Source organism: Ruegeria sp. SATB045 (assembly GCF_059613525.1).
Genome location: NZ_JBXWSR010000020.1, coordinates 708496 through 729656 on the forward strand (window position 1 = coordinate 708496; position 21161 = coordinate 729656).

The window sequence follows — 21161 nt, forward strand, 5'->3', positions numbered from 1 at the left end:
GCATTTCGGCTGAGGCGGGACATAACAAAAACGTTGGGCAGGGTCAAATGAAGAGGGTTTCAGACCCCTGTGCTCCGATACTGTGCAGATTTAATACAACAATTCAGATGCTTCCAGGGAAGTGTTTCGCAAGCTTCCGGTCCAGATCCAGTGGCCGATGCCGGATCAACCCGTGTTGTTCAAGCCGTGCCCGCACCTCAGGGTGCGCGCCGCTGATCTCATCGAAAAACGCTCGCAAGCCGTCGATACCGTCCTCGCTTTCGATCCAGCTGAGCAGTTCGTTCATGTTCATCCCACCCTCATCCCGCGGGACATTTGGCGTCATTCCGGGTTTGTATGACCCACGCTCAAGTCGGAACCGGTAATGCGCCAGCCAGTGATCCCAATCCGGGGCGTGCCGGTGGCAGAGCGCAGCCTCGGCAAGTTCCGCTTTGCAGATCAGGCGTTCTCCATGCTGGAACAGCCCGTGAATGCGAAAGTTGATGCTCGGCAAACCGGTGCGGGCAAAAACCTTGCCTTGCAGATGACTGAGAAACCCGCCCTTAACGAAAGAGCCATAGTTGGGATAAAGCGCTTGCACCGACGCGGCGCGATCGGGCCCCGAGCGAATATACACTTTGTACAGGTCCTTGGCTTCGGCCACCGCCTCTTCCGGGCGGACACGGACAAAGGGGGTGTCCGGTGCTACCCCGGCCAGCAAATCGGCCACCGGGCGGTCGGGCCACAGAAACTCGTCCAGATCGATATGCAGCAACCAGTCTTCGCTGGCCTTTCGATAAGTGAAAGAGGCATTGGCTGTCTGGCGCACCTGATGCTTGTCGGGGCGCACCCGCTGACGATTGACCCAGAACCCGGCGTCGCAATTGCGTACCTCGACCTTTGGGTGGCGATTCAAGGCATTGAACGCCTTGGGGCAGGGCTCGTCCAGATAGATATGCATCCGATCAACCCCAAGGTCGAGGTGATAGGCTACAAAGCGAAGAATGTCCGGGGCCGCCCCCCGGACCGTCGAGACGATACCCCAGGTCGGTTTAGCGCCCATGCGCGGCCCTTTGGCCGGTCACGTCATCATTTCCTTGGTGGCCGTTAGAGTCAGGTCAGGATAGTCCCGCACCACCCGGTCGATATCCCATTGCAGACGTGTCAGGTAGACGATGTCGCCGTCATGATCATGTGCGATGTGCTGTTTGTTGGCGTTGACGAACTTGCCCACCGCCAGCTTTTCACCGCTGACCCAGCGGGCCGAGGTGAACTGAGACGCCTCAAACCGTACAGGCAGGCCGTATTCCATCTCGATCCGGCTGGCGAGCACTTCGAATTGCAGTGCGCCGACGACGCCGACGATAAAGCCCGACCCGATCGAGGGTTTGAACACCTTGGCCGCGCCTTCTTCGGCGAATTGCATGAGGGCTTTCTCGAGATGTTTGGCCTTCATCGGGTCGCCAGGACGGACGGTTTGCAGCAGTTCTGGCGCGAAGGACGGGATGCCGGTGACGCGGATTGCTTCGCCCTCGGTCAGCGTGTCGCCGATGCGCAGTTGGCCGTGGTTAGGGATACCGATGATGTCACCGGCCCAGGCTTCCTCGGCCAGTTCCCGGTCGGATGCCAGAAACAGCACTGGGTTTGAAATTGCCATGGGTTTCTTGGATCGCACATGGGTCAGCTTCATGCCGCGCTTGAAGTGACCGCTCGCCATCCGCACAAAAGCCACCCGGTCGCGGTGCTTGGGGTCCATATTGGCTTGCACCTTGAAGACAAAGCCCGCAACCTTCTTTTCATCCGGCGCGATCTGACGGGGTTCCGCCGATTGCACCTGCGGCTGTGGGCCATAGGCGCCGATGCCCTCCATCAGTTCTTTAACTCCAAACGAATTGATCGCCGAGCCGAACCAGATCGGGGTCATATGCCCCTCTAGTACCGCCTGAGGGTCCAGCCCGGGCAGCAATTCACGCGCCATCTCGACCTCTTCCAGCAGCTTCTCCAGCAAGTGCTCGGGCACGTGTTCGGCTAGTTTCGGGTCATCCAGACCGTCGATCTGAATACTCTCGGCCACCTTGTTGCGGTCGGCGCGGTCCATCAGCTCCAGCCGGTCGCGCAGCATGTCATAGCAGCCGATGAAATCGCGGCCCACGCCAATCGGCCACGCGGCGGGCGTGACGTCGATTGCCAGCATTTCCTGAATTTCGTCGATGATCTCGAACGTATCGCGGCTTTCGCGGTCCATCTTGTTACAGAAGGTCAGGATCGGCAGATCGCGCAGGCGGCAAACCTCGAACAGCTTCTGCGTCTGGCTTTCCACACCTTTTGCACCGTCGATCACCATCACGGCGGCGTCCACAGCCGTCAGCGTGCGATAGGTGTCTTCAGAGAAATCGCTGTGACCGGGCGTGTCCACCAGATTGAACCGGAAGGTGCCATAATCAAACGACATGGCCGAGGCGGAAACCGAGATACCGCGATCCTTCTCCATCTGCATGAAGTCCGAGCGCGTGCGCCGCGCTTCGCCCTTGGCGCGTACCTGACCGGCCATCTGGATGGCGCCCCCGTACAACAGGAACTTTTCCGTCAGCGTCGTCTTACCCGCATCGGGGTGCGAGATGATCGCAAAGGTCCGGCGACGGGCGATTTCGGGCGGCAGGGTGGGTTGGTTCGAGGTATCAAGCATGACCGCGCGTATAGGCGGGGAAACCCGCCGAGGCAAGACAAAGGGGGTGGTTCGAATCGAGCACCTATGGCAATAAGAACATATAGTGAACAAATAATGGAGAGTATCAATGAATTTGAACGAAATCGCCGCCGAACTGGTCGCAGGCTGCCGCGAGGACCGCGCCAAGGAAAATCTTGAAAAGCTCTATGCTGAAGATGCCGTCTCGGTCGAGGCGCAGGATTTCATGGATATGGGCCGCGAGACCCATGGCCGTGATGCCATCCGCGGCAAGCATGAATGGTGGGAAGGCGCGCATGAGGTCTCGGGCGCATCGGTGAGTGATCCGATGCCACATGGTGAGGACCGCTTTGCCGTGATCTTTGAAGTGCAGGGCAAGGTGAAGGAAACTGGCGAAGCCTTTGATATGAAAGAAGTTGGTGTCTATCACGTCGCAAATGGCAAGATAGTGCGGGAAGAGTTCTTTTACTGATCTCTAACGACTGGTTTTCCCCATCTGGCCAGTGCTAGACATGTGGGCAACAACAGATGGGGAGGATCACATGGATCTGGGTATCAAAGGAAAACGCGCGCTGGTCTGTGCCAGCAGCAAGGGTTTGGGTTTGGGCTGTGCCGAAGCTTTGGCCGAGGCCGGTGTCAATCTGGTGATGAACGCCCGCGGAGCCGAGGCGCTTGAGGCCGAAGCCGCGCGCTTGCGGGACACCTATGGCGTTGATGTTCAGACGGTGGCCTGCGATGTGACCTTGGCCGAGGGGCAGGCGCAGGTGATCGAAGCCGCGCAAGATGTTGATATCCTTGTGACAAACTCCGGTGGGCCGCCTCCGGGCATGTGGTCGGATTGGGAGCGTGAGGATTTCATCAAGGCCCTCGACGCCAACATGCTGACGCCGATTGCCTTCATGAAAGCGCTGCTGCCGGGAATGATGGACAAGGGTTGGGGGCGTGTGGTGAATATCACCTCACAATCCGTGCGCGCACCGATCGCCGTGCTGGGGCTGTCGAACGCGGCGCGGACTGGGTTGACCGGCTACGTCGCGGGAACCGCGCGGCAGGTAGCCCCGCAAGGGGTGACAATCAACAATCTGCTGCCGGGTATCCACGCCACCGACCGCGCGGAGTCTCTAGATAGTGCAGTTTCGCTGCAGAAAAACATCTCGATGGAAGACGCCCGTGCCGAACGTGCCGCCACAATCCCGGCGCGCCGCTATGGCACACGGCAGGAATTCGGGGCCGCCTGCGCCTTTCTGTGTTCGCAACATGCGGGCTTTATCGTGGGCCAGAACATCCTCTTGGACGGCGGCGGAACTAACTTGACGATGTAGGCGATGGCGCAAAACTTTTCACTGAAAGACCAGTTGTTTAATGCAGAAAAGACCCGCTATCTGGCGGGGCTTTTTTCGGCAGCCGACCCCGCTTTCGAGGCAGAGGCGTTCGAGGTTCAGGTCATGTCCCGCCTGCTGGATCTGGAATTGAAAGAGCGCATGGCGTGGATCGCCGACTGCCTGCAACAGGCTTTCCCCGGCGCGCTGCCGGACATTGCGCCCACGCTGCTGCGCGCGCTGCCGCCGCCACTGGACCCGTCAAAGAAAGATGATGATTTCGGTGATTTCATCTTTGCACCCTTGGGCGATTGGGTAGTGGCCGCTGGCCTCGATCATCCCGATCTGGCCTTAGATGTGCTTGAGGAGCTGACGCAGAGGTTTTCGATGGAATGGGCCATTCGCGCGTTCCTGAACGCTCATCAGGAAACGGTGTTGGAACGGATGCAGGCATGGTGCGCGCATGACAGCTATCACGTACGGCGTCTGGTCAGCGAAGGCACCCGCCCACGTTTGCCATGGGGGCAGGCGGTGGGGTTGGAACTGACCGACCCGCTGCCTTTGCTAGATCGGTTACACAGTGATCCGACGCGATACGTGACGCGCTCGGTCGCGAACCATCTAAACGACATCACCAAGAAAGACCCCGATCTGGTGCTGGACCGTCTGCAGCAATGGCGCGAGGGCGGGCAGGACGCAGATGAGTTGCGCTGGATGACCAGCCACACCCTGCGTGGATTGGTGAAATCGGGACATCCCGGCGCGATGAAGATGCTGGGCTATGATCCTGACGCCGCAATCTCGGCTGACATTCAGGTGCAGGGAGATGCCCGGATCGGGGGTGCGCTGAATTTCGATGTGGCGCTCTGTGGTACCGGAGACCAGCCCGTTCTAGTGGATTATATCATTCACTTTCAACGCCCTGGCGGCAAAACCTCGGCCAAAGTGCACAAGTTGAAACAGACCGCGCTGCGGGATGGTGCGCTGACGCTAAGCAAGACCCACAAGCTCAAGGGAAATGCGACCACGTTCAAACTGGTGCCCGGCCCACACCGGCTGGAGGTTCAGGTGAACGGGCAGGTGCGCGCTGCCGTGGATTTCGATCTGCTCGGGTAACGCTTTTGTAAAATCGCACATGTGCGGATTGCGCCACGGCCCTTGCTGCATTAGCTGATCCCCTACCAGACACAGGGGATACCTTCGATGAAGCATGAATCGGTGCAGAACTATTACGGTGACGTCCTTCAAAGTAGCGCGGATTTGCAGACCAATGCCTGCTGCACGCCCGATGACATGCCGGATCATGTAAAGAAAATTCTCTCAAAAATTCATGATGATGTGCTGACGCGTTACTATGGCTGCGGTCTAATTGCACCGCTGGATCTGGAAGGGATGAGCATCCTTGATCTGGGCTGTGGTGCCGGGCGCGACGTATATGCGCTGTCGGCGATGGTCGGCGAAAATGGCCGCGTGGTCGGCGTGGACATGACGCCCGAACAGTTGGATGTGGCCCGCGCTCATCAAGAATACCACGCGCAGGCGTTCGGCCATGGTGCGTCAAATGTGGAATTCCACCACGGCTATATCGAAAAGCTGGACGAGCTGGACCTTGAGCCCGGTTCCTTCGACATCATCGTTTCGAACTGCGTGATCAATCTGGCCACCGATAAAGAGGCCGTTCTGCGCGGCGCACACCGTCTGCTGAAAGATGGCGGCGAGATGTATTTCTCGGACGTCTATGCTGACCGCCGCATCCCCGCCGCCATGGCCGAGGATGAGATTTTGTATGGGGAGTGCCTGTCGGGCGCGCTCTATTGGAATGATTTCCTGTCGATCTCGCGCAAGGCCGGGTTTGCCGATCCGCGCCGAGTGACACATCGCCCGCTGACCATCGAAAACCCGGTGCTGGAAGAGCGGGTTGCGCCCTTGAGCTTCCTTTCGGCCACGTATCGTCTGTTCAAACTGCCCGAGCTGGAACCAGCTTGTGAGGATTACGGCCAAGCGGTGATCTACAAAGGCACGATCCCCCATGCGCCGCATCTGTTCGAGCTGGACGACCATCACGCGATTGAGGCGGGCAAGGTCTTTCCGGTTTGTGGCAACACCTGGATGATGCTGAAAGACACGCGATTTGCGCGCCATTTCGAGTTTATTGGCGATTTCTCAACCCATTACGGCATTTTCGAAGGCTGCGGTGGAGAAAGTCCGTTCGAAGCCACGGGTACAAACACTGGTGAGGCCGCCTCGGGCGGTTGCTGCTGATCGCTTGCGCCTGACGGGCGGGGTTGCTATCCCCGCCTAAGCCCGATGGAAATGATCGGGAAAGGCTACGGGGTCCTTCGGTGACAGTGAATTCTACTCCTCCACGTCTGGAAATCCGCAATCTGGTCGCCCGGTACGAAGGGCGTGTTGTGGTGGATGACGTCTCGCTAAGTGTTCAGGCGGGGCAGGTGACGTGTCTGCTAGGGCCGTCTGGCTGCGGCAAGTCGACCACGCTGCGTATGATCGCCGGGGTCGAGATGCAGGAGTCCGGCCAGATTTATGTGGATGGCAAGCTGATCTGCGACACGGTGTTTCGTGTCCCGCCCGAGCGGCGCGAGATTGGGCTAATGTTTCAGGACTTTGCCCTGTTTCCCCATCTAAGCGTGGCCGACAACGTGGCTTTTGGTCTGAAGGGCCACAAGGACGAAAAACGCGCGCGGGTCGAGGAGTTGCTGACGAAGGTTGATCTGATGCGCTTCGTCGACAGCTATCCGCATCATCTGTCGGGCGGCGAACAACAGCGGGTCGCACTGGCGCGGGCTTTGGCGCCGCGTCCCCGGATCATGTTGATGGACGAACCGTTCTCGGGGTTGGATAACCGTTTGCGCGACGGTATCCGGGATGAGACGCTGGCGATCCTCAAAGAAGAAGACGCCGCCGTGGTTCTGGTCACGCATGAGCCCGAAGAGGCGATGCGCATGGCCGATGAGATTGCCCTGATGCGGCGTGGTAAGATCGTGCAGCAGGGCGCGCCCTATAATGTATATACCCGGCCTGCGGACAAAGCGGCGGTGGCATTCTTTAGTGATGTCAATGTTTTGAGGGCGCAAGTTAATGGGGCCCTGGCGGAAACCCCATTCGGGCAGTTTCTTGCGCCGGGCGTACCTGACGGCACGGACGTTGAGATCGTCTTCCGACCGCAGCATGTCAAACTGGATTTCGACCGTAACGGCAAAGGGCCGCTGCCCACGCCGACCGATGGCGTGGCCGCGCGTGGCGTTGTCCAGCGGGCGCGCTTTCTGGGTAATGAAAGCCTGGTCGAATTTCGCATGGACTATGACGGTTCAATCCTGAAAGCCACTGTGCCGAACGTCTTTGTTCCGCAGCCGGGGCGTGTCATGTGGCTGACCATTCGCCGCGACCGTTGCTTTGTTTTCCCCGAATAATTCCTGACGTGGCAATTTAGACCCAGCTGATGCGTGAAAGCCGCAGTTTGCGTGTGCGCGTCGCTTGCCGAGGCGCGGGGCCGGGTCTATCAAGGGAAAAACGCAGGGATGGATGGGGCATATGCGTATTCTTCTAACCAATGATGATGGCATCAATGCACCGGGCCTGATCACGCTTGAGGCGATTGCCGCCGAGCTTGCCGGGCCGGACGGAGAGATTTGGGTCGTTGCGCCCGCGTTCGAGCAATCCGGCGTCGGACATTGCATCAGTTACACGCACCCGATGATGGTCGCTAAACTGGGTGAACGCCGATACGCCGCCGAGGGCTCGCCCGCTGATTGCGTGCTGGCTGGTTTGCATGACGTGATGAAGGATGCGCCGCCTGATCTAGTGTTGTCAGGGGTAAACCGGGGCAACAACTCGGCTGAAAACACGCTGTATTCCGGGACGATCGGTGGCGCGATGGAGGCCGCTTTGCAGGGTGTCCCTGCGATTGCCTTGTCGCAATACTTTGGCCCGCGCAATTTGGGGCTGGATGACCCATTCGAGGCCGCCGCCCGGTTTGGGGCCGATCTGGTGCGCAAAATCTTGGATGCGACGCCGACCGAGCAGGGCGATTATCGTCTGTTCTACAACGTAAATTTCCCGCCTGTTCCCGCGGACGAGGTTCTGGGTACTCGCGTTGCGGCCCAGGGGTATCGCCGTTACACACATTTCTCGGTCGAGCCGCACAGCTCGCCCTCGGGGCGTCGGTTCCTATGGATCAAGGGCGGGTATCAGCACAATCCGACCGCGCCGGGGACGGATGCGGCAGTCAATCTGGCGGGTTATATTTCGGTCACACCGATGCGGGCGGATTTGACAGCGCATGACACGCTTGAGGCACTAAAGACAATCGAATGACCGGGTTGAGCGCAGAAACAAAGATGCGGTTCCTTTTTGCCCTGCGCTCTCGCGGGGTGACGGATGCGCGCGTATTGGCAGCGATGGAGCAGATTGATCGCGGCAAGTTCGTCAAGGGTTTGTTCGCGGACCGAGCTTATGAGGACACGCCGCTGCCGATTGCTTGCGGCCAGACGATCAGTCAGCCTTCGGTCGTGGGTCTTATGACTCAGGCGCTGGATGTGCGACCTCGGGATACGGTGCTCGAAATTGGGACCGGGTCCGGGTATCAGGCGGCTGTCCTGTCCAAACTGGCACGCCGGGTCTACACGGTCGAGCGACACAAGCGGCTGGTGCGCGAAACCGGCGACCTGTTCCGCGAGTTGGGCCTGACCAATGTGACCGCGATGCTGACCGATGGATCATTCGGTTTGCCTGAACAGGCTCCGTTTGATCGTATCATTGTGACTGCGGCGGCCGAGGACCCGCCAGGGCCGCTCTTGGCGCAGCTCAAAATCGGCGGTATCATGGTTTTGCCGGTGGGGCAGTCGGATACGGTTCAAACATTGATCCGGGTTCGGCGAACGGAAACCGGCCTGGACTATGATGAATTATTGCCCGTTCGGTTTGTTCCCCTGCTTGAGGGATTGGGCAAAGACGAGGCGTAGAGGCTTTTTTGAAAACCCACCGGAACCCCGGTCAACAGGGGCAGGTGATGAGGACAGAAAAAAGATGAGAGCAGTTTCCAAATCAGCGATGATGCGCTGCGCGACCGGAATGATTGCGCTGGCCGTATTAGCCGGGTGCGAAGGCCCGCTTGACTATGATCTTCGCGGTCAGATCGGAGGGTTTTCCACCACGGATGCGGCCCAGACGGCCACCACGAACCGCCCGCCGCCGGATGCGCGCGGCGTGATTACCTATCCGACTTATCAAGTTGCCGTTGCGCGCCGGGGTGACAAGGTCAGTGACATCGCAGCGCGGGTGGGTTTGCCCGAAGCAGAGCTGGCCACGTTCAACGGCCTCAAACCCACTGATACGTTGCGGGACGGTGAAGTAATCGCTCTGCCGCGAACGGTCAGTTCGGCAAGCTCGGTCGATATTGCGACAATCGCAGGGACCGCTATCGATGAGGCACCAGCGGATGGCTCGGTCCGCACGTCGACCTTGGCGCCTGCGCAGCCTACCGCGACACCAGCACCTCCTGCTGCGCCGTCAGGACCCGAACCCATCAGGCACAAGGTGAAACGCGGCGAGACTGCGTTCACGATCTCGCGCCTTTATGACGTGCCAGTGGACGCGCTGGCGGATTGGAATGGTCTGGATTCGGACTTTACGGTTCGGGAAGGTCAGTTCCTGTTGATCCCGATCAAGACGCAGTCCGCGCCGCAACAGGCCGCTGTGCCAGCAACCAATGTCACGCAGCCGGGGCAAGGATCACCCACTCCAACGCCGCCAAGTGCGACTCAGCCTTTGCCAGACGAACAGGTCGCTGCACCGGTTCCTGCGCCGGATGTAACGGCTGAGGCACCGACCAATCAGCGCAACTCGGCGCTGGGTTTGCCGGTGACCGGGACAATCATTCGTACCTATAAGAAAGGTCAGAACGAAGGCATCGATATCGCTGCTGCACCGGGCGCCGCCGTTAAGGCCGCCGAGGCCGGAACCGTGGCTGCAATCACCGCGGATGCCGATCAGGTGCCGATCATCGTGGTCAAGCACAACAATGACCTTCTCACCGTGTATGCAAATGTCGAAGGCATAACAGTCAAAAAGGGCGATCGGGTGCGGCGAGGCGAGAGAATTGCAGCCCTAAGGGATGGTGACAATGCCTATGTCCATTTCGAGGTTCGCAAAGGGTTCGAAGCGGTCGATCCAGAGCCGTTTTTGAAATAGAAAATGGCCCGGTCCGGGCCATGCTTCTGGCAGGGATATTCTCTGCCAGATGAAGGACGGATCAGGTTTGCGGATCGAAGTCGCTGAGGCGTTTTCCGGGCTCATCTGTGAACAGTTCGGGCAGGGGGCGGATGGCTTCGATCAGGTCAATGCGGAAGACGCGGAAGCTGTCTCGCAGCTCACACCATGCGGTGAGTGTCCAGACGCGGCCCCAGTATTCCATATGAAGCGGGCGGATCGTGCGCTCGGTCAGCACGCCGTCGATGCGGCGGTAGTTGAGGTGCAGTTTCTGGCGTGATTTGATGGCGGCGCGGATCGGGGCCATATGCGCCAACCCACGCGCAGCATCGGCAAAGGGGTAGACGGCGAATTTCCAGGTATCTGCTTCGGCGACGACTTGCGTCGGCAGCACGGCGTCGATCTTGTCGGCCAGCGTCTCGGCGGCGGCTTTTAGCTCGGGGTCGGCGGCTTGGGCCACGATGGCCATGCCGAGGTTCAGCGCCTCAAGCTCGGCTGGGGTCAGGTTTACCGGCGGCAGGGTGATCTGTTCGCGCACCATGTAGCCGACGCCGCGCTCGCCCTCGACCGGGACGCCTGAGGCGACCAGCGTGTCCATGTCGCGATAGATCGTGCGGACCGACACCTCGAGCCGGTCCGCGATGTCCTGCGCGCGGTGCAGTTTGCCATCGCGCAGGATCTGGATGATATCGAACAGACGATCCGTGCGGCGCATGTCACGCTGTCCGAACCGTGTTTAAGCAATCATGTTCCATAGCACTTTCTCGTGACGCATCTGGATGCTGTCGGGTTTGATCGCCGTCATCAAGGCAGCGGCGAAGTCTTGTTGTGGGAACTGCGCGGCGGCATTCTGTGCGGCTTTCATGTCGGTCCAGACGACGTAGTCGGTCCAGCGGCCATCCTCGCCTTGGCTCAGCTGTCGATGCGCAAAGCCGGGGGCCGCGCGCACAAAGGCTTCGGTGGATTGGCTGAGCTTCACGAACGCCTCGGGCGTGGTGCTGTCTGCGAGCGAAAAGGTGACGATTTCGGCAACATGGGTCATTTCAATCTCCGTTGACCAGGTTTCGATGATCTCTTCCTAGTCACATGCAACTGACATAAACCTGTCAGTTGGGAAAATCCAGCGCCCAAAAAACGCGTGAACAGGGCGAATTCGAACGTGGATTTGATCTGGCGCACTGTTGTCCACGGCTCGTCAGGCGTAGACACGGTTCCAGATCACATTCCCGGTGCGTGGCGCTGACGAGAAGGAGATAAGACATGCTTAACAATATCGGCCTACCGGGCTTGATACTGATTGCATTCTTTCTTCTTTTGCCTGTTCTGGTTGGCTGGGCTGCCAATAAAAAAGGTAGAAGCTTTCTGCTGTGGACCGTGATTAGCATCTTTACCAGCGCGATTATTGGGTTTCTTCTGTTTCGAATCGCAGAGGAAACGCGGCGCTTGAGTTCAACAGAACAAGTTTCCGACTAAAGGAGAAAAATCATGCCACTTAACAATATCGGCCTTCCCGGCCTGCTGCTGATCGCCGTTGTGGTTCTGGTGCTGTTTGGCCGTGGTAAAATCAGCTCGCTGATGGGCGAAGTGGGCAAAGGCATCACCTCGTTCAAGAAGGGCGTTCGCGAGGGCGCGGATGAGCTGGAACAGGACGCCTCCGAGATGGCCAAGGACGTTACACCCGAGACCGACAAAGACAAGGTCTAAGCTCAGATGTTTGATCTGGGCTGGACCGAGCTTTTGGTCATCGGCGTTGTTGCCCTGATCGTCGTGGGGCCAAAGGACCTGCCGGTGCTGTTCCGCAATGTCGGACGGTTTGTCGGCAAGGCCCGCGGCATGGCGCGCGAGTTCTCCAGCGCGATGAACGAGGCCGCCGATCAGGCGGGCGTCAATGACATCAAGAAGGGTCTGAACGCGGCCACCAACCCTGTTGGCAGCGCCATGGACGGCGTGAAAGAGGCCGCGCAGGATTTGGCCAAGAGCATGGACCCGACCAAGTTCGACCCCGACAGCGAGACCGGCAAACTGGCAGCCGAGCGCGCCGAACAGGCCAAGAAGATTCAAGCCTCGACCGCGCGCGCTGCCGCCGAGCGCAAGGCGAAAGAGGCCGCTGACGCCCTGGCCAAAGCCGAAGAAGCCGAGGCCGCGTTGAAAAACGAAAGCAAATCATGACCAAGACCGACGAGATCGAGGACAGCTCGGCCCCATTGATCGAGCATCTGGCAGAACTGCGTACGCGGCTTATCCACTGCGTCGTGGCGTTTCTGATCGGGATGATCATCTGCTTTACAGTGGCCACCCCGCTGTTCAACTTTCTGACGCAACCGTTGTGTGACGTTCTGGCCGAACGCGGGCAGGATTGCGGGCTGATCTTCATCTCGCCGCAGGAAGGGTTCTTTGTAGCCATCAAGGTCTCGCTGCTGGGTGGGTTCATTCTGGCCTTTCCCTATATCGGGATGCAGATGTGGCGGTTTGTGGCTCCAGGATTGTATAAGTCTGAAAAGAACGCGTTCCTGCCGTTCATGCTGGCCTCTCCCTTTATGTTCCTGTTGGGGGCCAGCTTTGCCTTCTACGTGGTCACACCGCTGGCGTATGACTTCTTCCTTGGCTTCCAACAATTCGGCACTGAAGGGGAGGCCGTGACGGATGGCGTAACCGCCGCACCGCTGAGCGTGGTCTTTCAGGGCTCAGCACAGGAATATCTGAACCTGACGATCAAGTTCATCGTAGCCTTTGGTCTGTGCTTCCAACTGCCGGTTCTGCTGACGCTGATGGGCAAGGCGGGGCTTGTGACGGCCGAAGGTTTGGGCTCGGTTCGCAAATACGCCGTGGTCGCCATTCTGGTGCTTGCCGCGCTGGTAACACCGCCCGACGTGATTACTCAGGTGATCCTGTTCGTGGTGGTCTACGGACTGTACGAAATCTCGATCTTCCTCGTGGCCCGTGTCGAGAAAAAGCGCGAAGAACAGCTGCGCGCTGACGGCTACTATGACGACGAAGAAGAGGCGGATGCCGAAATCGTCGACGAAGAAAGCAAGTAAACCGGCTTAACCCGGATCAGGCGCGCCCATTCGTGGCGCGCCTTTTTTATGCGCGGGTCTTGCCGCTTGCATCTGATCATGGTTTGAACCCCAAAACAGCCGGAGGCCCTGATGGATGACCAAGCCCTGAACCGCATTGCTGATGCCTTGGAGCGAATGGCTCCAGCCCCTTTGGCAGCCCCTGATTTCGGCGCGGCTCCGGCTTTTGTCTGGCATGTGGACCCTGACCGGCTGGAACCAGTGACCAAGGTTAACCGAGTCGATTTGGACCTGCTGGTGGGCATCAACCGCTCGCGCGACACGCTTCTGGACAACACACGGCGCTTTGCGGCTGGGTACAAGGCAAACAATGCGTTGCTCTGGGGTGCGCGGGGTATGGGTAAGTCCAGCCTTGTCAAAGCGGTCCACGGGAGCCTGCAAAATGAATACCCCGATCTGAAACTGGTCGAACTTCAGCGCGAGGACATGGGCTCGGTCGCGCGTCTGCTAAACCATCTGCGGGCCGCACCGCATCGGTTCATCCTGTTCTGCGATGATCTTTCGTTCAGCCATGATGACCAACACTACAAATCGCTCAAGGCGGTGCTGGACGGCGGTATCGAAGGCCGCCCGGAAAATGTGGTGTTCTACGCCACCTCGAACCGCCGACACCTGATGCCGCGGGACATGATCGAAAACGAACGCTCCAGCGCCATCAACCCGTCCGAGGCGGTCGAGGAAAAAGTCTCACTCTCCGACCGCTTCGGCCTTTGGCTGGGCTTCCACCCCTGCGATCAGGACGAATACCTCGCCATGATCAACCGCTACTGCGCCGCCTATGGCGTCAACGTCGCCCCCGACACCCTGCGCGCCGAAGCCATCGAATGGCAGGCCACACGCGGCGCACGTTCTGGCCGCGTAGCGTGGCAATTCTTCGTCGATCTGGCCGGGCGCACCGGCGCGCATATAGGCTGATCCGCCCGCTTCATCTGGCCAAAAATACCTCCGTCGGAGGCATGGCCCGCAAGGGCCATTCCCTTATAGAGACGCCAAGATCCGGGCCGCCTCATCCGCAGGGCTCGTCAAAGCATCACGGTCCTCGCCGGGATGAAACCGCGCGCGCACGGCCGTTGGCATGGGCGCAGGTTCCACAATCGACACACGTGGCCCTGTGCGCTCGGTCTCGGCCGCCCAACTGCGGGCCAAAGCCATCTGAGCGCCCTTGGTCGCGCCATAGATGCCATAGAACTTGTCGCCCGCTTTGGGGTCGTCAAAGAACACGGCATGACCGCTCTCGCCCAGCAACGGAGCGATATAGGGAATCAAAACCGAAGTCGCCGTGGCATTCACATTGACGGCCTTTGCCCATTCCTTCGGGTCGATAAAATGCGCAGGCGTCAGAGCCGAGCTGTGAACAGCCGTGTGCAGCCACAGATCCACCTTGCCCCAACGATCATGAATACCCCGGCACAGCGTCGCCATGGCGTTCGGGTCTGCGATGTCCATGGGGGCCAGCGTGGCCGCGCCGCCTTTGGCCTGAATACGGTCATCCAGCTCTTCCAGCCCACCGGTGGTACGGGCGACAGCGACAATGTGGTACTCGGGGGCCAGCGCCTCGGCCAGAGCAGCGCCCAAGCCCCGTGACGCCCCAGTGACTAGGGCAATTTTGGTCTGATCGGTCATGACAGCGGTTTGAACCCCCGCAGGCAGGGCGTCAAGACGGTTTAGCTGCCGGGAATGGCGATGCGCCGGGTCTGGCCGCTTTGTCGCAGCATCACGCCATCCGAATCAATTGCCACCACAGTGCCCGAGGATACGCGGCTGCCGGGCTTGACCTCTTTCACACGTCCCGACGACATTCGCATGAGCGCGCGCAAATCCGATTTCGGGCCAAAGACCCCAAGGAGGGATACAGAGTTCTTTTTAAGCGCGCTTTTTTGCGTGGCCGCGCTTTTGACGGTGGCGTTCGACATAAATTCCGGCCGGGCCGCAGCGGCCCGATCCCTTGTTGTGAGTGCTTGGTAGGCGGGGCCTTAACAAAGCCAACCAGTAAGAAAAACCCCCCTGGGGGATCACGAAAACGACAGCGAATGTGCCCGTGGAGAAGCCCTTGAGCTTACGTTTTCTTCGCCGCAGAGTTGTGGGCGAAAACCCACCGATCCAGTATGCACGGGCAAAAAGAAAGCCCGCATCGCTTCAGTGACGCGGGCCTTCGTCATCACCGATTCGGTAGATAAACTAACCCGAGGCCAGTTTTGCGGCGTTCCACGAGCCGCCGGGTACCTGCATATCCTCGCGTTTTTTGCTAACGCGGCTGCTGTTTTCCAGCGTGTCCAGGTAATCCCCACTGACGCTGCCAGTGATGTAATTACCGTCGAAACACGAACAGTCAAAAGCCTCGATCTCGGGGTTTCCTTCCTTGGCCGCCCAGATCAGATCGTCGAGGTTTTGATAAAACAGTGCATCCGCTCCCAGTTCCTGCCGGATTTCTTCAATTTCCTTGCCGTTAGCGACCAGCTCATGCTTGGTGGGCATGTCGATGCCATAGACATTGGGATATTTCACAGGCGGCGAGGCGCTGGCGATATAGACTTTCTTCGCTCCGGCCTCGCGGCACATCTGCACGATTTTCTTGATCGTGTTGCCGCGCACAATGGAATCGTCGATCAGCAGCACGTTGTGACCTTTGAACTCCAACGGAACCGCGTTCAGCTTGCGGCGCACAGATTTTTGACGCTCTTCCTGACCGGGCATGATGAAGGTCCGGCCCACATAGCGGTTCTTAACCAAACCCTCGCGGTATGGGATGCCAGTTGCCTTGGCGACCTCCAGCGCGACGGGACGGGCGCTGTCCGGCACAGGAATAATGCGGTCGATATCCAGACCGGCGGCCTCGATCTGCCGGGCCAGCGTTTGACCCATGCGCATCTGGGTTTTGTAAACCGAAACCCCATCCAGCAGCGAATCCGGACGCGCCAGATAAACATACTCGAAAATGCAGGGCGTCAGTTGCCCATCAACCGCCTGGAATGTGTGCATGTTGCCGTCCAGATCGATCAAGATCGCCTCGCCGGGTTTCACATCGCGTAGTTTGTCAAAGCCGTTGATGCCAAAGGCCACATCCTCAGAGGCAAAGGCATAGTCGTCACCCTTTCCATCCACATCACGCTTGGCGACCGAAAGCGGTCGGATGCCACAGGGATCACGGAAGGCCAGCATTCCGACGCCTGCGACAAGACAGATCACCGAATAGGCGCCCTGTACCCGCTCCATTGTCATCTTGACGCCGGCAAACAGGTTGCGGATCGGTTCTGCATTGCCGTTAACCTTGATCGCATCGGCGACCTTGTCGGCCAGCACGTTCAGCAGGATCTCGGAATCCGAAGTGGTGCGCAGGTGGCGGCTGTATTTAGCGGTCACCTTTTCGCGCTGTTCGGCGGTGTTGGTGATGTTGCCGTTATGGACCAGATAGATGCCGTAGGGCGCATTGACGAAAAAAGGCTGTGCCTCGGCCGCGCTGAGCGAGCCTGCGGTCGGATAGCGTACATGGCCCATGCCAACTTTGCCCAGCAAGGTTTCTGCGTCCTTGGCGTTGAACACGTCTTTGACCAGACCGTTGGCCTTTTTCTCTCGGAAGAACTCTCCGGTATATGTGACGATCCCCGAGGCGTCTTGCCCCCGGTGCTGCAGCATCAGCAGCCCGTCATAGATTTCCGCAAAGACATCATGTGTCCTGCTTGCGATCCCCAAAATCCCACACATGTACGGGCTCCAATTTTCTATGACGATTTGAGAGGTTTCGGTGACTGGTGGTGCTGGATGGCAGTATCTGAGGACTCGATCGCCTGACAGGCGTTGAATGCGCGCGCTTTGTCCTTTGCAGGGGCGGGCACGTGAGAAAACAGATACAGCAAGATCGGCAGCTCCGATTCCATGTCAGTTCGGCTCTCACATAATGCCTTACGGTGCCTGTGTCATCAAAGGATCACAATTGCGATTTGACGCAGGTGGTTTTTGCGGGAATTGCGCTTCAAACAGTGACAGGTCAGGCCGCATGTGCTGTCATTTCTGTGATTACCAATTTTCTGTTTTGATACCATTCGGACGGACCTACCCATGTGGCAACACAAACAAGGACAAAAAAAAGAAACACAGCCAAAACGCAGATGTCACCGATGCCGTGGCATGGGTCGGTCTCCCTGTCCGATTTGCAACGGCGCGGGCGAAGTTGTCAAAAGCCGAGACATTCACGGAAAACCAATCTTTACACGGTGTACCGGGTGTTTTGGGCTCAAAAACATCAAATGCACGGTCTGTGCGGGTGAAGGGTTCACCTGAGCAATACAGTCTTGCCCAAAAAAAAGCCCGGTCCATGCCGGGCTTTTCGCTTATTCTGTGGTTGCCGGGGCGGCTTCGGGTGTGACCTCGCCGCCTTCTGTGCAGCTTGCCACCAACTCCTCGTATTGGCGTGTCACCCAACCGAGCGCTTCTTCGGGGTTCTGTTCTTCGATCTGACCGCTGAACTGTTCAAACACCTTGGCCGAGCGGCTTTCATCGACGATCGTATATGACTGACCTGTCATGACGGTATCGTAGACAAAGAATGCGATTGCGACCAGCAGGATGCCGCGCGCGATCCCGAAGAAGAAGCCAAGTGCTTGATCCAAACCACCCAGGGCTGAGCGTTGCACAAGCGACGAAAATAGAGGGGTGAAGATGCTGACCACGATCAGCGCCACCGCAAAGACCGCCGCAAAACCGGTGATAACAGACAATTCACAACTGTCTTGCAGGAAATCTCCGACGACCGGAATCTCTTTCACCAATGGCACCGCTTGAGGTGCAAAAATAAAGGCCAGAACCGCGGCGGCGACCCATCCCGCAATCGCCAGAATCTCACGCAACAAACCGCGGGAATAGGCCAGAAGGCCCGACACCACGATGATCAGGGCAACCACCCCGTCAATAATTGTAAAACCTTCCATGGCCCTCGCCTGTAATTTTTTCAGCCTCTTAAGGCGTTACCTTAACCTGCTCCGAAGGTTTCGCCAACAAACCCTACCAAATCAGAGGGGCGGGTGAGTGTCAGACCTGCCACAGTGCCAGTTTTGCCACCTGCCGGAGCTATGGCTGATGTGAAACCAAGTTTCTGGGCTTCTTTCAACCTATTTTCGGTTTGTGCAGCCGGTCTTAGGGCACCTGACAGAGAGATTTCCCCGAATACAACGGTGTCTGAAGGCAGAGCTGCATCCTCGCGCGCGCTCAGCAAAGCTGCGGCAACGGCAAGGTCTGCTGCCGGTTCGCTAATTTTTAATCCGCCTGCAACGTTTAGATATACGTCCAACCCAGTGAAGGGGACGCCACAGCGGGCTTCAAGCACCGCAAGTATCATAGCAAGTCTACCGCTGTCCCACCCGACGACCGTGCGACGCGGTTGCGAATGTGGTGATGGCGCGACAAGTGCTTGTAATTCAACCAAAACCGGGCGCGTTCCTTCGATTCCGGCAAATACCGCCGAGCCAGGGCTGGGTGTTCCGCGCTCGGACAAAAACAGGGCAGAGGGGTTCGTGACCTGGGCCAGTCCTTTACCCGTCATTTCGAAAACGCCGATCTCGTCCGCAGGACCAAAACGGTTCTTCACCGCACGCAGGATACGGAACTGATGGCCACGTTCCCCTTCAAAATAGAGCACAGTGTCAACCATGTGTTCGACGACACGGGGGCCTGCGATCTGACCCTCTTTGGTTACATGGCCAACCATGATGATCGAAATGCCATGTCGTTTCGCAAACGTGGTCAATTCATGCGCTGCTGCCCTTACTTGTGACACCGATCCGGGGGCGCTGTCGACATTGTCCGCCCACATGGTCTGAATCGAGTCGATAATGGCAAGGCCGGGTTTTTCCGCTTCAAGCGTGGTAAGGATGTTGCGCAGGTTTGTTTCTGCCGCGAGTTGCACCGGCGCGTCCTCCAGTCCCAGACGGCGGGCGCGCATCCGCACCTGGGCGCTGGCTTCCTCGCCCGAGACATAGATGGTCTTGACGCCAGCACGAGCAAACCGTGCGGCGGCTTGCAACAGAAGGGTGGATTTGCCGATGCCCGGATCTCCGCCCACCAGCAGGGCCGAGGCGGGGACAAGGCCACCGCCCAGCACGCGATCCAGTTCCTCGACCCCACACAATGTGCGAGGCGGAGGGGTTTCCTCGGTCGACAGGTCCGTGAGTGCGATGGTCTGGCCCCGCTTGCCGCCGAGGGATTTCTTGGCCGGGCCAGCCGAAAGGGGGGCTTCTTGTATGATCGTGTTCCACTCGCCGCAGCCGTCACAGCGGCCGGACCAGCGGGAATGCGTGGCACCACAGGCCGAGCATGAAAAAGTCGTCTTTGCCATGCGGCCCTTGGTGCCCGAGGTGGGGCGGTTCTTCAAGCCCTTGCGGGCTTTCATTTCCGCCGGTGGCGCGCCACGTCCTCAAGCCCTGCGGGCCATCGTCCGCGGCGGGCGCCTGTGGCGCCTATTCAGCGGCGCGAGGGGGCGACATCGCGATGACACTGGATTCGGTGGACTTGTGCTCGTCCGACTGCGATTGCAGTTGCGTGGACAACTCAGGCAACAGGTCGAACAATTCGTCACGCAGGCGGGCGAGTTGCGATTTGGCGATCGATTCCTCGATCTCGACATCGCGGGTCCATTGCCGCAGTTCTTGCTGAATGGTTTGCGCGTCACCGATGCGCTGCTGGAATTGCTCGATCTCTTCTTGGCGCTGCTGGAGGAACGTACGTGCCCGCGCCACGCGTTCGTCGCTGTAGGTGACGGCGAGTTCGTGGCTGATCTGGCTCATTTGCGCGGCCAGTTCGAGGATTTCCGGCTCCAGCGATTGGAGGTCGGGATGTTGGCGCAGAAAGGCAATACGCTCTTTGACCGCGTCGAATTCAGACGACATCATGAATGTGTCACCTCGGTCCGCAGCATGGGCCATTTGGTAGGCGTAGGTGATGTCATGCATGTTCATCGCGAACTTGCGATGCGCATTCTCAAGCGCCATCATTCGACCGTTTGCGGGCAGATAGAAGGCCAGCATGAGAATCAGTGCGGTCAATCCGATCTGGATAAACATGCCCGCATCTATAGCCGGTGTGGTGCCGAATCCGGCTTGCATGGACAGCCAGGGCAGGACCCCAAATGCCGATAAGGCGGTGGTCGTCACGGCCGCAAGCGCAGCCGCGCAGATTACGATAAAGGTCAGTCTTAAAAAGGCATTCTGAAATTGCAATGTTATGTTTTGGAGGGCGGCCATGGTTGTCGATCTCCTTCTAGAACCGGAACACACCGGAGCCGTAGCGGAGTAGACTTAACGTACAGACAGAGATCCGCCACGGACCCGAAAACTACTATTTGTTGCTGCTCGAAATATTAAGATGATACTTGGGTAAATGTTTTCAATCAATTAGCTTTAAGCTTTTCGTGAGGCGGATGTCATCTCTGTAATATGTCCCAATGCCAGCGAGGCCAGAATGCAGCCCGTGAACAGGTAAAGACCCCATGCGGTTTCGATGGTCGCGTAAGAGATGCCCTTGGCCAGCGTGATGTAGAGCGCGATCAGGAAAATATCGGCCATGGCCAGCTTGCCGAGGATGTTGAGCGCGGGCTGGACGCGCGGGTCCAGCAGGTTCCATTGGATCAGTGCGGTGCCGATGGTTTTGACGTAAGGCGCGAAGAGCGCGAAGACTGTGACGACCAGTGCGAGGAAGATATCGGATTTCCAGAGCGATTGCAGGCCGGTGATGACACTGATTTCGCTTAGGCCGAAGATCGGCAGGAGGCCCGCGCGCATCAGCGGGGCGAACCATGCGATGGGGTAGAGGATCAGGAGCGAGAGGGTGGCGAGGCGGAGGGTCATTGCATTGGTAAATCCGGTTCTTGTTGCCAACATCTATGGG

Annotated in this window: 24 protein-coding genes; 13 read left to right on the forward strand and 11 right to left on the reverse strand. The window is 58.6% G+C overall.

Going from position 1 to position 21161, the window contains the following annotated elements:
- Positions 1-103: 103 nt before the first annotated feature.
- Positions 104-1042: a glycosyltransferase family 2 protein gene (locus AC2FNR_RS11130; protein WP_496849076.1), complete on the reverse strand. Its 939-nt coding sequence runs from the start codon at positions 1040-1042 to the stop codon at positions 104-106.
- 18 nt (positions 1043-1060) lie between these two features.
- Positions 1061-2665, reverse strand: coding sequence for a peptide chain release factor 3 (locus AC2FNR_RS11135; RefSeq protein ID WP_496849077.1), 1605 nt, complete (start codon positions 2663-2665; stop codon positions 1061-1063).
- A 109-nt stretch (positions 2666-2774) separates the two neighbouring features.
- On the opposite strand from AC2FNR_RS11135, the gene AC2FNR_RS11140 reads away from it, so the two are divergent.
- The 8 genes from AC2FNR_RS11140 (at position 2775) to AC2FNR_RS11175 (ending at position 10191) form a co-directional block, all read left to right on the forward strand.
- Positions 2775-3137: a SnoaL-like domain-containing protein gene (locus AC2FNR_RS11140; protein WP_480865684.1), complete on the forward strand. Its 363-nt coding sequence runs from the start codon at positions 2775-2777 to the stop codon at positions 3135-3137.
- Positions 3138-3207: 70 nt separating this feature from the next.
- The gene (locus AC2FNR_RS11145; protein ID WP_496849078.1) at positions 3208-3987 is read left to right on the forward strand and encodes an SDR family oxidoreductase; all 780 of its coding nucleotides are present in this window, start codon (positions 3208-3210) and stop codon (positions 3985-3987) included.
- 3 nt (positions 3988-3990) lie between these two features.
- Positions 3991-5100 carry a YhaZ family DNA alkylation repair protein gene (locus AC2FNR_RS11150; protein WP_496849079.1) on the forward strand — a complete coding sequence of 370 codons (1110 nt, stop codon included), beginning with the start codon at positions 3991-3993 and terminating at the stop codon, positions 5098-5100.
- A gap of 87 nt (positions 5101-5187) precedes the next feature.
- Entirely contained in the window at positions 5188-6246 is a 1059-nt protein-coding gene (locus tag AC2FNR_RS11155; protein WP_496849080.1) for a methyltransferase domain-containing protein, read from the forward strand.
- A gap of 80 nt (positions 6247-6326) precedes the next feature.
- Positions 6327-7412, forward strand: a complete 1086-nt coding sequence (locus AC2FNR_RS11160) for an ABC transporter ATP-binding protein (RefSeq protein WP_496849081.1) — start codon at positions 6327-6329, stop codon at positions 7410-7412.
- A 121-nt stretch (positions 7413-7533) separates the two neighbouring features.
- A complete protein-coding gene (surE, locus tag AC2FNR_RS11165; protein ID WP_496849082.1) occupies positions 7534-8316 on the forward strand; it encodes a 5'/3'-nucleotidase SurE in 783 nt (260 codons plus the stop codon).
- A complete protein-coding gene (locus AC2FNR_RS11170; protein WP_496849083.1) occupies positions 8313-8963 on the forward strand; it encodes a protein-L-isoaspartate(D-aspartate) O-methyltransferase in 651 nt (216 codons plus the stop codon). Before surE ends, AC2FNR_RS11170 begins: the two co-directional genes overlap by 4 nt.
- 64 nt (positions 8964-9027) lie before the next feature.
- On the forward strand, positions 9028-10191 hold the full coding sequence (locus AC2FNR_RS11175) for a peptidoglycan DD-metalloendopeptidase family protein (protein WP_353390127.1): 1164 nt from the start codon (positions 9028-9030) through the stop codon (positions 10189-10191).
- Between the two features lie 61 nt (positions 10192-10252).
- On the opposite strand, the gene AC2FNR_RS11180 is transcribed toward AC2FNR_RS11175, so the two are convergent.
- Both AC2FNR_RS11180 and AC2FNR_RS11185 read right to left on the reverse strand, forming a co-directional pair.
- Positions 10253-10924: a helix-turn-helix transcriptional regulator gene (locus AC2FNR_RS11180; protein ID WP_353390124.1), complete on the reverse strand. Its 672-nt coding sequence runs from the start codon at positions 10922-10924 to the stop codon at positions 10253-10255.
- Between the two features lie 21 nt (positions 10925-10945).
- On the reverse strand, positions 10946-11251 hold the full coding sequence (locus AC2FNR_RS11185) for a hypothetical protein (RefSeq protein ID WP_170774376.1): 306 nt from the start codon (positions 11249-11251) through the stop codon (positions 10946-10948).
- Positions 11252-11469: 218 nt separating this feature from the next.
- Between AC2FNR_RS11185 and AC2FNR_RS11190 the strand changes: the two genes are divergently transcribed.
- The 5 genes from AC2FNR_RS11190 (at position 11470) to AC2FNR_RS11210 (ending at position 14201) form a co-directional block, all read left to right on the forward strand.
- The gene (locus tag AC2FNR_RS11190) at positions 11470-11682 is read left to right on the forward strand and encodes a hypothetical protein (RefSeq protein WP_353390121.1); all 213 of its coding nucleotides are present in this window, start codon (positions 11470-11472) and stop codon (positions 11680-11682) included.
- A 12-nt stretch (positions 11683-11694) separates the two neighbouring features.
- Positions 11695-11913, forward strand: a complete 219-nt coding sequence (locus AC2FNR_RS11195) for a twin-arginine translocase TatA/TatE family subunit (protein ID WP_353390118.1) — start codon at positions 11695-11697, stop codon at positions 11911-11913.
- 6 nt (positions 11914-11919) lie between these two features.
- The gene (gene tatB, locus AC2FNR_RS11200; protein ID WP_353390115.1) at positions 11920-12378 is read left to right on the forward strand and encodes a Sec-independent protein translocase protein TatB; all 459 of its coding nucleotides are present in this window, start codon (positions 11920-11922) and stop codon (positions 12376-12378) included.
- Positions 12375-13247, forward strand: coding sequence for a twin-arginine translocase subunit TatC (gene tatC / locus AC2FNR_RS11205; RefSeq protein WP_496849084.1), 873 nt, complete (start codon positions 12375-12377; stop codon positions 13245-13247). Before tatB ends, tatC begins: the two co-directional genes overlap by 4 nt.
- A 111-nt stretch (positions 13248-13358) precedes the next feature.
- A complete protein-coding gene (locus AC2FNR_RS11210) occupies positions 13359-14201 on the forward strand; it encodes an ATP-binding protein (protein WP_480865676.1) in 843 nt (280 codons plus the stop codon).
- Positions 14202-14264: 63 nt separating this feature from the next.
- Here the strand turns inward: AC2FNR_RS11210 and AC2FNR_RS11215 are convergent, their stop codons facing one another.
- The 7 genes from AC2FNR_RS11215 to AC2FNR_RS11245 all read right to left on the reverse strand — a co-directional run bounded on the left by AC2FNR_RS11215 (position 14265) and on the right by AC2FNR_RS11245 (position 21121).
- Positions 14265-14909 carry an SDR family NAD(P)-dependent oxidoreductase gene (locus AC2FNR_RS11215; RefSeq protein ID WP_496849085.1) on the reverse strand — a complete coding sequence of 215 codons (645 nt, stop codon included), beginning with the start codon at positions 14907-14909 and terminating at the stop codon, positions 14265-14267.
- Positions 14910-14950: 41 nt separating this feature from the next.
- Positions 14951-15199 (reverse strand): hypothetical protein, encoded by a 249-nt coding sequence (locus AC2FNR_RS11220; protein ID WP_496849086.1) that lies wholly within the window; start codon positions 15197-15199, stop codon positions 14951-14953.
- A 265-nt stretch (positions 15200-15464) separates the two neighbouring features.
- Positions 15465-16988: an amidophosphoribosyltransferase gene (gene purF / locus AC2FNR_RS11225; RefSeq protein WP_496849087.1), complete on the reverse strand. Its 1524-nt coding sequence runs from the start codon at positions 16986-16988 to the stop codon at positions 15465-15467.
- A 626-nt stretch (positions 16989-17614) separates the two neighbouring features.
- Positions 17615-18211, reverse strand: a complete 597-nt coding sequence (locus AC2FNR_RS11230; protein ID WP_170354361.1) for a CvpA family protein — start codon at positions 18209-18211, stop codon at positions 17615-17617.
- 41 nt (positions 18212-18252) lie between these two features.
- Entirely contained in the window at positions 18253-19614 is a 1362-nt protein-coding gene (gene radA, locus AC2FNR_RS11235) for a DNA repair protein RadA (RefSeq protein ID WP_353390104.1), read from the reverse strand.
- A gap of 121 nt (positions 19615-19735) precedes the next feature.
- Positions 19736-20518 (reverse strand): DNA repair protein, encoded by a 783-nt coding sequence (locus AC2FNR_RS11240; RefSeq protein WP_170752818.1) that lies wholly within the window; start codon positions 20516-20518, stop codon positions 19736-19738.
- Positions 20519-20674: 156 nt separating this feature from the next.
- A complete protein-coding gene (locus tag AC2FNR_RS11245; RefSeq protein ID WP_170752820.1) occupies positions 20675-21121 on the reverse strand; it encodes a paraquat-inducible protein A in 447 nt (148 codons plus the stop codon).
- Positions 21122-21161: the final 40 nt, after the last annotated feature.